This window comes from Micrococcus sp. EYE_212, from assembly GCF_023147585.1.
In the GTDB taxonomy this organism is placed as follows: domain Bacteria; phylum Actinomycetota; class Actinomycetes; order Actinomycetales; family Micrococcaceae; genus Micrococcus.
In genome coordinates this window covers 89,472-100,758 of record NZ_JAHXOZ010000002.1, presented here as the reverse complement: position 1 = coordinate 100,758, position 11,287 = coordinate 89,472, and the positions used below count along the sequence as shown (strand labels likewise).

Sequence of the window (11,287 nt, the reverse complement as noted above, 5' to 3'; positions counted from 1 at the left end):
CGGGGCGGGCGGCGCCCGCCCGTCGCGGGCGCCGGCCCCAGCGTGACACAGGGCCCGGGTCGGGCGCCTCCCCCGCGGGGATGATCCTGCCGCGACGAAGGGAGGAGCGGCCTCAGCCGAGCGGAGGAAGGAAGCCGAGCCGGCCGTACACGTCCTGGAGCACCGGGGTGGCCACCTCGCGGGCCTTGGCCGCGCCCACGGCGAGGATCCGGTCCAGCTCTGCGGGGTCGGCGAGCAGCTCGGTGGCGCGCTCCCGGATCGGGCTCAGGCGCTCGACGACGGCGTCCGCCACGTCCACCTTGAGGTGGCCGTACATCTTCCCGACGTAGCGCTCCTCGAGCTGGGCGATCGGGGTGTCCGTGACGGCCGAGAGGATGGTCAGCAGGTTGGAGACGCCGGGCTTGGCGTCGCGGTCGAAGCGGACCTCCGTGCCGTCGTCGGTCACGGCGGACCTGATGCGCTTGGCGATCACCTTCGGCTCGTCGAGGATGTTGATCAGCCCGTTCGGGGACTCCGCGGACTTGGACATCTTCGCGGTCGGGTTCTGCAGGTCGTAGATGCGCGCGCCGGTCTCCGGGTAGAAGCCCGTGGGCACCACGAACGTCTCGCCGTGGTGGTGGTTGAAGCGCTGCGCGAGGACGCGGGTGAGCTCCACGTGCTGGCGCTGGTCGTCGCCCACGGGCACGCCGTGCGGCTGGTAGAGCAGGATGTCCGCGGCCATGAGCATGGGGTAGGCCAGCAGGCCCACGCCGGCGGCGTCGGCGCCCTGCTTGGCGGACTTGTCCTTGAACTGGGTCATCCGCATGGCCTCGCCCATGCCGGTCATGCACGTGAGGATCCACGCGAGCTGCGCGTGCTCGGGGACCTGGGACTGCACGAACAGCGTGGAGCGCTCGGGGTCGATCCCGCCGGCGATGAACTGGGCGGCCGCCACGCGGGTGCGCTGGGCCAGGGCGTCCGGGTCCTGCGGCACCGTGATGGCGTGCAGGTCGGGGATGAAGAAGTAGGCGTCGAAGTCGTCCTGCGTCCTCACCCAGTTCACGAGCGCACCGAGGTAGTTGCCCAGGTGCAGGGAGTCCGCGGAGGGCTGCATGCCGGAGAGCACGCGGTGGCGCGTGGAGGCGCCGGTGAGGTGGGCGGTGGCGGAGACGTCGGTGGCCAGGACGTCCTGCACGGTGTTCTTCTTCTGGGGGGTGTTCACGGCGTGCCTCGATGCTTCGCGTCGGTGGGGGTCAGTACTGGTAGTCGACCACGAGCGGGGCGTGGTCGGAGAAGCGGGTGGCCCAGCTGGGGGCACGGTCCACGACGGCGCCGCTCGCCCTCTCGGCGAGGTCCGGGGTGGCCATGTGGTAGTCGATGCGCCAGCCCGCGTCCGTGTCGAACGCCTTCCCGCGCATGGACCACCACGTGTAGGGGCCGGGCACGTCCCCGGCGAGGGCGCGGTGCACGTCCACCCAGCCGAGCTCGCCGAAGAAGCGGTCGAAGTAGGCGCGCTCCTCGAGGAGGAAGCCGGCCTTCGTCAGGTTGCCCTTCCAGTTCTTGATGTCCCGCTCGGTGTGGCCCACGTTGAGGTCGCCCGTCACGAGGGCCGGGTGGCCGGCGGCGGAGAGCTCGGCCAGGCGGCGGGACATCTCGCCGAGGAAGAGGTACTTGTCGTCCTGCTTGGGGGTGCCGGCCTCGCCCGAGTGCACGTAGGCGGAGACCACGGTCAGGAGCGAGCCGTCCGGCAGGCGCAGGTCCGCCTCGAGCCAGCGGCCGGCGTCGTCGAAGTACCCGCGCTCGTCCCTGATGCCCGCGCGCACGTCCTCGATGGGGAAGCGCGAAGCGATCGCGACGCCGGCGCGGCCCTTCGCGGCGGCCTCGTGGTCCGCGACGTGGACCTGGGTCCACTCGCCGCCCACGATCTCGGGGACGAGCTTCTCCGTGATCGCGCGGGGTGCGCGGACCTCCTGCAGCGTCAGCACGTCCACGCCGCGGCCGGCGAACCACTGGACCATGCCCTTGCGGTGGGAGGCGCGGATGCCGTTGACGTTCACGGTGGCGATGCGCACCGCGCCGTCGGCCTTGGGGGCGCCCGCGTTCGCGTGCACGACGGGCTCGGCCGGCGTCGACTCGCTCATCGCGCGGCCCCGTCGTCCGTCAGCATGTCCCGCGCGTTGGCGGAGGTGATGTGGATGGTCTCGAGGGCGCGGTCCACCATCTCGCGGTCCATGCCGCCCTCCGCGGCGAGCTGCTCCTTCACCACGCGGGCCTGCACCTGGACGATCTTGAAGGAGTGGTCCAGCTTGGTGTCCCGCATCGGGTCGACCACAGGCTCCACGGTCTCGCCCCGCACCATGGGCTTGCCGAGGGCGGCGACGTCGGCGCGCACCGTGTCCACGGTGCGGTCCACCGTGGCCGCCGCCGAGCGCACGCCCGCGCGCAGCTGCAGGAACACGATCACCGCGAAGACCAGCCACCCCGCGGCGATGGCCACCACGAGCCAGCCGATGACGTCGTTCGCGTTGGCCGCGAAGACGATGGCCACCAGGAGCACGATGATCATCACCGTGAAGGCGGTGGAGCCGATGGGCAGTCCCGCGCGGGAGGCGCGGGCGCGACGGCTGGGAGCGGCGGAACCGGTGGGCAGGCTGCTGGACATGGGGATCCTGACGGGAGGCGGACGAGGCTGGCCACCATCATCCCGCACGCGGGCGCCGCGCTCCGAATCGAGCGGCGCACGGGCCCTATCCTTGGGCGGTGACCCCCACCTCCTCTCCCGCGGCCGCGCCCGGCCCCGCAGACGCCCACTTCACCCCGGAGCAGCGGCGCGTGCTCGCGATCCTCCTGATGCCGCTGTTCCTGGCGCTCATGAGCGTGTCCGTGGTGAACGTGGCCCTGCCCGCGATCGAGGCGGGCCTGGGGGCGAGCAGCGCGGACCTCCAGTGGGTGCTCTCGGGCTACACCCTCACGTTCGGCGTCGTCCTCGTGGCGGCCGGACGGGCCGGCGACCTGTGGGGCCGCAAGCCGTTGTTCCTCGCCGGGATCGCGGTCTACGTCCTCGGCTCGCTGCTCGCGGGCCTGGCCTGGAGCCCCGTGGTGCTCAACGGTGCCCGGCTCCTGATGGGCATCGGCGCGGGACTGTTCAACCCGCAGATCATCGGGGTCATCCAGTCCACCTTCTCCGGGCGGGCGCGCGGCACGGCCTACGGGATGTTCGGCACCGTGATCGGCCTGGGCGTGGCGGTGGGGCCGCTCCTGGGCGGGCTGCTCATGGGGCTGCTCGGTCCGGAGGCGGGGTGGCGCGCGTCGTTCCTCGTCAACGCCCCGATCGGGCTGCTCGCCCTGCTCCTGGGCGTGCTGTGGCTGCACCCGCCGACGCGGACCGCCGCCGTCGTCCCGCGCGGGCTGCGCGCCCTGGATCCCGTCGGCGTCGTGCTGCTGGGGGCGGCCACCGTGTCCCTCATGCTCCCGTTCATCCTACCGGGCACCTGGTGGCTGCTGGCCGTGGCGGCCGCCCTCCTCACCGCGTGGTGGCTGTGGGAGAAGCGGGTGCGGGCCGCCGCCCCGCACACGGGGGTCCACCCCATGGTGGACCCGGCCCTGCTGCGGCGCCCCTCGTTCACGTTCGCCACCCTGCACACCTCCGTCTACATGGGCACCATGCCGGGCGCGTTCGCCGTCATCGCGGTGTTCGTGCAGCAGGGCCTGGGGCACTCCGCCCTCGCGGCGGGCATGATCACCCTGGCCTCCGCCCTCCTGGTGACGGCGTCCTCCACGTGGATCGGCTCGCAGGTGCACCGGTTCGGCCCGTGGTTCGTGTTCACGGGCGCGGCCCTGGGCGTGGCCTCCATGCTCGCCCTCATGCTCGCCTTCGTCCGCGTGGCCGACGGCGCGTGGCCCCTCTGGACGCTCGCCGCGCTGCTCATCCCGCAGGGCGCGTCCCAGGCGCTCATCATGACGAGCGCCCAGGTGCTCATGATGGACGACGTCCTCCCCGAGGAGGCGGGGTCGGCCGGCGGCGTCGCCCAGACCGCGCAGCGCGTGGGCACCTCGATCGGCCTGGCCATGGTCACCGGCGTGTACTTCTCCGCCCTCGCGGGCACGGGCCACGCCCCCACCGCCCACGAGTACGGCGTGGCGGGCGGCAGCGCGCTGGCGGTGGTGGCCGGCAGCTGGGCCCTCGTGCTGGTCTCCGCGGGCGCGGACCTGCTGCGCCGCCGTCGGTCCCGGGCCCGCGCGGCCTGAGCGGCACCGCCGACGCGCGGCACCGGGCCGGGCACCCTCAGCGCAGGAACAGCGCGCCCAGCCGCCGCGAGGTGAGCCACACGCCCACGGCGGCCATCGCCACGAAGTAGGCGACGTGCCCGAGCGTGCCCCACGTCATCACACCCACCGCGAGCGCGCGCATCATCTCCACGGCGTGCCACAGCGGGAACACCTGGATGACCCCCTGGATGGCCGGCGGATACACGCTGAGCGGGAAGAACGTGGCGGAGAAGAGGAACATCGGCATGAGGACGATCTGGATCCAGTCCATGTGCTGGAACGTCTTCATGAAGCTGGTGACCGCCATGCCCAGGGAGGCGAAGCCGAGCGCCACCAGCAGCGCGCCCGGGATCATGAGCACGGCCGTCCACGACGTGACCAGGCCGGCGACCGTCATGACGATCAGGAACCCGACCGCGTAGATGAGCCCGCGCAGCAGGGCCATGGCGATCTCGCCGACGGCCACGTCCAGCGGCCCCAGCCGGGTGGCGAGCATGGTCTGGTACGTCTTGGCGTAGCGCAGCTTGAAGAACACGTTCCACGTGGAGTCGTAGATCGCGCCGTTCATCGCGGAGACCGCCAGCAGCGCCGGGGCGATGAACATGCCGTACGGGACGGGCGTGCCGTCGGGCCCCGTGACGTCGCCGACGAGCGTGCCCAGGCCGATGCCCATCGAGGCCAGGTACAGCACCGGCTCGAAGAAGCCGGAGAAGAACACCACCCAGTTGTTGGACTTCAGGGAGAGGAGGGCCCGCTCCATGACGGCCCGCACGTTCCCCGAGTACATGCCGGACAGCGGGCCGCGGCGCACCGTGATGGGCGGCATGGGCGGCACGGCGTCCGCGGCCGACCCCACCGCCGCGGACGACGACGCGCCGGGCCGGGCGGCCGACGCCGCCTCGGCGGGGCTCGGCCTCCCCCCGAGGCGGGAGGCGGTGCGCGTGCGGGGCACGGCGACGGCGTCGCGATCCGGGGCACCCCGCCTCCAGCCGAGCCGGCGCGTGTAGACGCGGACGGCGAGCCACGTGCCGATGCCGGCGAGGGCGAGCAGGACGAGCAGGTGCACGGCCGTGAGCCAGGCGGGCTCGGCCATGCCGTAGGAGAGCACGCGGCCGAGCTGGGCGGCGTGCCACTGCGGGGAGATCCAGCCGATCCACCGCAGCCCCACGGGCAGGGCGTCGAGCGGGTAGAACGTGGCCGAGAAGAGGAACAGCGGCATGATCACGAGGCGCTGCAGGGTGGCGAACTGGCCCCTGTCCTCCGTGAGGGACGCCGCGAACGCCATGATCGGCGCGCCCACGGCCAGGCCGCCGAGCGTGGCCGTGAGCACCTGCAGCCAGCCCCACGGGCTCGAGACCACGCCGAAGGCCAGCATGACCGCGAAGAATACGGCCGCCTGGAAGAGGAACCGCAGGCTCACGGCCGCGAGGTGCCCGAGCGCGATCTGCGCCGGGGACAGCGGGGTGGCCTGCGCGGCGTAGTACGTCCTGTGCCACTGGAACCCGCCCATGACGGGGTAGGAGAACTCCACGGAGGCCGTCATCAGGGCGCCCGAGGCCAGCAGCGCGGGGGCGATGAACGCGACGTAGGAGACGCCGCCGAGGACCTCCTGCGGGGCGCCGCCGCCCATGAGCTGGGCGAGCCCGAGGCCCATGGCGAGCAGGTAGAGGAGCGGCTCGCCGAGCGCGCCGACGATCAGGACCGCCCCGTAGCGGCGCATGGTCCGCAACGTGTGCTCGGCGTAGAAGAGCACGCCACGGGCCCGCACGCGCTCGGCGCTCTCGGCCGCGGAGATCGGGGGCCGCAGGGGGCCGGCGGTCGTCGGGGCGGCGGTCGTCGGGGCGGCGGCGGGCGCCGTCGTCGGGGGCGAGTCCGGGGCGGGCGGGGTGGAGGCGGAGGCGGCCACGGCTCAGTCCACCAGGGTGCGGCCGGTGAGGATGAGGAACACGTCCTCGAGGCTCGCGCGGCGGGTGAGGGTGGTGGCGGGGGCGGGCACGGCGCCGTCGTCGACGAGTCGCTGGAGCGCGTGCTGGAGGTCGTCCGCGCGCTCGGCGTAGAGGAGGACGCGGTCGGGCAGGACCTCCACGCGGTGCACGACGCCGTCGCCCACGTGGGCCTGCAGGGTGCGGGCGGCGGCCTCGTTGCGGTCCGTGCCGAAGCGGGCCTCCAGGACCTCGCGGGAGGCGTGCTCGCGGATGAGCTCCGCGGGCGTGCCGGCCGCCATGATCTCGCCCGCGTCCACCACCACGAGCCGGTCGCACAGCTGCTCCGCCTCGTCCATGTAGTGCGTGGTGAGCAGGAGGGTGGTGCCACGCTCCTTGAGCCGGTAGAGGCGGTCCCACAGGGTGTGGCGGGCCTGGGGGTCCAGGCCCGTGGTGGGCTCGTCCAGGAGGAACAGGGCCGGCTCGTTGACGAGCGCCCGGGCGATCACGAGGCGGCGCTTCATGCCGCCGGAGAGGTCGGTGACCTTGGCGTCGGCCTTCTCGGTGAGCTGGGCGAACTCGAGCAGCTCCTGCGCCTTGGGCTTGAGGTAGGAGTACGGCAAGCCGAAGTAGCGGCCGTAGATGAGGATGTTCTCCCGCGCCGTGAGCTCCTCGTCGAGGTTGTCCTGCTGGGGCACCACGCCCAGGTGCGCACGGACGGCGGGGCCGTCATCCTCCGGGTCGATGCCCATGATGCTCAGCTCGCCCGCCGTCCGCTGCGACGTGCCGGCGAGCATGCGCATCGTGGTGGACTTGCCCGCGCCGTTGGGCCCGAGCAGGCCGAAGCACTCCCCCGGGCGCACGTCGAGGTCGATGCCCTTGACCGCGTGGAAGTCCCCGTACTGCTTGCGCAGGCCGCGCGCGCGGATGACGGGGGCGGCGGCTCCGGGCGTGACGGCGGGGCGCCCGGCGGTCTCGGGCGCGTCAGCGGAGGGAGTGGTGTGGCTCACAGGGAGGGATCCTACGCGAGGCCGCTTCCACCACGTTGGCCAGGAGCATGACGCGGGTCATCGGCCCGACGCCGCCCGGGTTCGGCGCCATCCAGGACGCCTTCTCCTTCACGGCCGGGTCGACGTCGCCGAGCACGCGGCTCCTCCCGTCCTCGCCGGTCACGCGGGAGACGCCCACGTCCAGGACGATCACGCCGTCCTTCACCTGCTCGGGCTTCACCATGTGCGCGGAGCCGGCGGCGGCGATCACGACGTCGGCCTGCGCCAGCAGCTCGTCCAGGTTCGTGGTGCCCGTGTGGGCCAGCGTCACGGTGGCGTTGACCTCGCGGCGCGTGAGCACCAGTCCCGCGGGACGGCCGATGGTCACGCCGCGGCCGATCACGAGGACGTGCTTGCCCGCGAGCTCCACGCCGTGGTGCTTCAGCAGCTCGACGCACCCGGCGGGGGTGCACGGCAGCGGCGAGTCCAGCTCCCCGCCCACGGAGGCCACGAGGCGCCCGAGGTTCATGGGGTGCAGGCCGTCGGCGTCCTTGTCCGGGTCGATGGCCTCGAGGACCTTCTGCGTGTCCACGTGCTTCGGCAGGGGCAGCTGGACGATGTACCCGGTGCAGGCCGGGTCCTCGTTCAGCTCCCGCACGACCTCGAGGATCTGCTCCTCGGTGGCGTCCGCCGGCAGCTCCTTCTGGATGGACTCGATGCCCACCTCGGCGCAGTCGCGGTGCTTGCCGGCCACGTACTTCTGCGAGCCGGCGTCCTCCCCCACGAGCAGCGTGCCGAGCCCCGGGGTGATCCCTCGCTCGGCGAGGGCCTGCACGCGCCCGCGCAGCTCCTGCCTGATGGCGGCCGCCGTCGCCTTGCCGTCCAGCACCTTCGCGGTCATCGGCGGCTCACCAGCCCTCGAGGCCGTCGTACAGCGGGAAGTCCTCGGTCAGCTTCACCACGCGGGCGCGCAGCGCCTCCACGTCCGGGCTCGGCGTGAGGGCGGCCGCGATGATCTCGGCGACCTCGCGGAACTCGGCCTCGCCGAAGCCGCGGGAAGCCAGGGCCGGGGTGCCGATGCGCAGGCCTGAGGTGGTCATCGGCGGGCGCGGGTCCCACGGCACGGAGTTGCGGTTCACGGTGATGCCGACCTCGTGCAGGATGTCCTCGCCCTGCTTGCCGTCCAGCTGGGACTCGCGCAGGTCCACGAGCACGAGGTGGACGTCCGTGCCGCCGGTGAGCACGGAGATGCCCAGCTCCGCCATGTCCGGGGCGGTGAGTCGCTCGGCGAGGATCTGGGCGCCCTGCAGGGTGCGCTCCTGCTTCTCCTTGAAGTCCGCCGAGCCGGCGATCTTGAACGCCACGGCCTTGCCGGCGATCGCGTGCATGAGCGGCCCGCCCTGCTGGCCCGGGAACACGGCGGAGTCGATCTTCTTCTTGAGCTCCTCTTTGGCGAGGATGAAGCCGGAGCGCGGGCCGGCGAGGGTCTTGTGCACCGTCGAGGTGACGACATCGGCATGCGGGACCGGGTTCGGGTGCAGGCCGGCGGCCACGAGGCCCGCGAAGTGGGCCATGTCCACCCAGAGCTTGGCGCCGACCTCGTCGGCGATCTCGCGGAACGCCGCGAAGTCCAGCTGACGCGGATAGGCGGACCAGCCGGCGACGATCACCTTCGGCTGCGCGGCCTTCGCGGCCTCGCGCACCGTGTCCATGTCGATCCGGTAGGTGTCCGGCTCCACCTCGTACGCGGCGATCTTGTAGTTCTTGCCGGAGAAGTTGATCTTCATGCCGTGGGTGAGGTGGCCGCCATGGGCGAGGGACAGGCCCATCATGGTGTCCCCGTGGTCCATCAGCGCGGTCATCACGGCCACGTTGGCCTGCGCGCCGGCATGCGGCTGCACGTTGGCGTGCTCGGCGCCGAACAGGTCCTTCGCGCGCTGGATGGCCAGGTTCTCGGCGACGTCCACGAACTCGCAGCCGCCGTAGTAGCGGCGCCCCGGGTAGCCCTCGGCGTACTTGTTGGTCAGCACGGAGCCCTGGGTCTGCAGGATGGCGCGCGGGACGAAGTTCTCCGAGGCGATCATCTCGAGGGTGCCCCGCTGGCGGCCGAGCTCGTCCGCGAGGGCCGCGGCGATCTCCGGATCCACCTCGGAGAGGGGCTGGGTGTTGATGTCGGGCGACTGCGTCACGGGATTTCCCTTCGACTGGGGGCAGCGGGCACCGGAACGGGCCGGTGCCGCCCATCCTAGTGATCCGGCGGACACTGCGCGGCTCCGCCTCCTCCGGACGCGTGCGGGGGCGCGGCGGCGCCGGACGCCCTCGGCCGGACGCGCCCCGACGAGGCGACCCCCGCCACCGTGACCGGTGGCGGGGGTCGGCTCAGGGGTGGGCCGGCACGCCGGCCCCGGGGTCAGCGCTTGCCCCAGCGGCGCTGCTGCGCCTGGGCCAGCTTGTCCTTGAGGGTGGAGGCGGCCTTCTTGGCCAGCGGCACGGCGGAGTCCACGGCCTTCTCCACGATCGGGGCGGCGGTGTGGACCGCCTTCTCGATGAGGGGGGCGGCCTTGTCCTTCAGCGGGGCGGCCTTCTCGGCGAGCGGGGCCGCCTTCTCCTTGAAGGTCTCGGCGGCCCTGCCGAGGATGCCGGACTCGTGCACTGCCTCGTCCGGGGAGACGGCGACGACCTCGTCGTGGCGGTCCGGGGCGGTGAAGGCCACGCGGCCGGGGACACCGGGGGTGCCGTCCACGACGGGACCGCGCGGAGCGGCCGGGGCCTCCGCCGCGGGGATGGGCGTGGTGGGGTGCGACTCCGCGGTGCCGATCAGGCCGGGGGCCTGGGCGGACGCGCGGGGCGTGGTCGCGGCTGCGGTCGTGGTCGTCGCGGCGGCAGCCGGTGCCACCTGTTCGTCCACGGTCACGCCGGTCCCCCCGGCGACGCCGACGCTCACGGAGGCCGCGGCGGCACCGGCGGCGGAGATCCCCGCGGCCGAGCCCTGCTTCTCGTCCCGCAGGACCTGCCCGGCCACGGGGGTGACGGGCGTCTGGCTGGAGGACGTCGGCGCGGGGTCGACAGCCGGCGCCAGGACCGGCGGGACCATCGCCTCGGCCGGGGCGTCCTCGGCGTCGTGCTCGGCCGTGACGGCGGGGGCGATGGTCTCGTCCGCAGCGGCGGTCTCAGCAGACTTCACGGCCGGGGCGGGCTTCACCGCGACGGCGGGCTGCGCCGGCTCGGCCTTCACAACGGGCTCGGCGGGCTTTGCCGGCTCGGGCAGGTCCACGCCGCCCTGGTTCTCGTCCACCACGACGCCGGTGCCGCCGGCCACGCCCGCCGCGCCGAGGCCGAGGGTGCCCTCGGACGTCGAGGACGCGGAGTCGGTGCGCTCGGTCACGGGCAGCGCGACGGTGGCCGGGGCGGCGGCCGCGGGCTTCGTCACCGCGGAGGTCTCGGCGGCGGGCGCCGCGTCCTCGAGGGCCTCGGCGGCGATCTCGGCGGGAGTCTGGTCCGGCAGCGCCTCGACGGCGGCCGCGAGCGGATCGACGGCCTGCGGGGCGGGGGCGGTCTCGGCGGCCTCGACCGGGGCCGGCGAGGCGGTGGAGCCGAAGGACGGCGCGGGCTTCAGGGACGCTGACGGCGCGGGGGCGGACGTCCCAGCGCCCTTCTCGTCGATCGCGGTCGCGTCGAAGGCGCGGAGGGCAGACGCGCCGGCGCCGTCGGCCTTCGAGGCGGTCGCCCTGTCGTCTGCCGGAGCGGCCGTCGCGTCCAGCGAGGAGAGGCGGGTGCGGGACTGCTCGTCCCCGGCGGGGCGCACCGTCGTCGCGGTGGCCTCGGGGCGCGCGGCGGCAGGGCGGACCGGCTCCTCATGGCGGGTCTCCACGACGTCGTCACCGCGACCGCGGCGGGACATCAGGGTGATCAGGAGGGCGATGGCGATCAGGACGATGATCGCCCCGATGATCCAGTACAGCTGGGCATTCGTCATGAGGGACTCCTCGGTAGCTCGGGGCGGCCGGCCAGCCCGGCGCCACCGTCCGCCCCTCACCGGCAAGGCGGTGTGGCGGACCAGCTCTCAGGGTGTCACACTGCCCCGCCCCGGGGCCACGATGCGCGGCCCCGTCATGAAGCAGACGGGCA

9 protein-coding genes and 1 pseudogene are annotated in these 11,287 nt (G+C 73.5%); 1 reads left to right on the top strand and 9 read right to left on the bottom strand.

What is annotated here, in order from left to right; translation table 11 throughout:
* Window positions 1-112: 112 nt before the first annotated feature.
* The 3 genes from trpS to KZX60_RS02225 form a co-directional block, all read right to left on the bottom strand.
* Window positions 113-1,162, bottom strand: a complete 1,050-nt coding sequence (gene trpS, locus KZX60_RS02235; RefSeq protein ID WP_282442512.1) for a tryptophan--tRNA ligase — start codon at window positions 1,160-1,162, stop codon at window positions 113-115.
* Between the two features lie 70 nt (window positions 1,163-1,232).
* Window positions 1,233-2,120 carry an exodeoxyribonuclease III gene (locus KZX60_RS02230; RefSeq protein WP_248115402.1) on the bottom strand — a complete coding sequence of 296 codons (888 nt, stop codon included), beginning with the start codon at window positions 2,118-2,120 and terminating at the stop codon, window positions 1,233-1,235.
* The gene (locus tag KZX60_RS02225; protein ID WP_248115401.1) at window positions 2,117-2,641 is read right to left on the bottom strand and encodes a phage holin family protein; all 525 of its coding nucleotides are present in this window, start codon (window positions 2,639-2,641) and stop codon (window positions 2,117-2,119) included. The genes KZX60_RS02230 and KZX60_RS02225 overlap by 4 nt, the downstream gene beginning before the upstream one ends.
* Window positions 2,642-2,739: 98 nt before the next feature.
* On the opposite strand from KZX60_RS02225, the gene KZX60_RS02220 reads away from it, so the two are divergent.
* A complete protein-coding gene (locus KZX60_RS02220) occupies window positions 2,740-4,227 on the top strand; it encodes an MFS transporter (RefSeq protein WP_248115400.1) in 1,488 nt (495 codons plus the stop codon).
* 37 nt (window positions 4,228-4,264) lie between these two features.
* Here KZX60_RS02220 and KZX60_RS02215 read toward each other — a convergent pair whose 3' ends face one another.
* From KZX60_RS02215 to KZX60_RS02190, 6 genes and pseudogenes are all read right to left on the bottom strand, one after another.
* On the bottom strand, window positions 4,265-5,074 hold the full coding sequence (locus tag KZX60_RS02215; protein ID WP_248115501.1) for an ABC transporter permease: 810 nt from the start codon (window positions 5,072-5,074) through the stop codon (window positions 4,265-4,267).
* 198 nt (window positions 5,075-5,272) lie between these two features.
* Window positions 5,273-5,968 (bottom strand): annotated as a pseudogene (locus KZX60_RS02210) (ABC transporter permease); the annotation flags it as partial.
* Window positions 5,969-6,157: 189 nt separating this feature from the next.
* Window positions 6,158-7,180 (bottom strand): ABC transporter ATP-binding protein, encoded by a 1,023-nt coding sequence (locus tag KZX60_RS02205; protein ID WP_248115399.1) that lies wholly within the window; start codon window positions 7,178-7,180, stop codon window positions 6,158-6,160.
* Window positions 7,155-8,060, bottom strand: a complete 906-nt coding sequence (locus KZX60_RS02200) for a bifunctional methylenetetrahydrofolate dehydrogenase/methenyltetrahydrofolate cyclohydrolase (protein WP_248115398.1) — start codon at window positions 8,058-8,060, stop codon at window positions 7,155-7,157. The genes KZX60_RS02205 and KZX60_RS02200 overlap by 26 nt, the downstream gene beginning before the upstream one ends.
* A gap of 7 nt (window positions 8,061-8,067) precedes the next feature.
* A complete protein-coding gene (glyA, locus tag KZX60_RS02195) occupies window positions 8,068-9,348 on the bottom strand; it encodes a serine hydroxymethyltransferase (protein ID WP_248115397.1) in 1,281 nt (426 codons plus the stop codon).
* A gap of 221 nt (window positions 9,349-9,569) precedes the next feature.
* Window positions 9,570-11,135 (bottom strand): hypothetical protein, encoded by a 1,566-nt coding sequence (locus KZX60_RS02190; RefSeq protein ID WP_248115396.1) that lies wholly within the window; start codon window positions 11,133-11,135, stop codon window positions 9,570-9,572.
* Window positions 11,136-11,287: the final 152 nt, after the last annotated feature.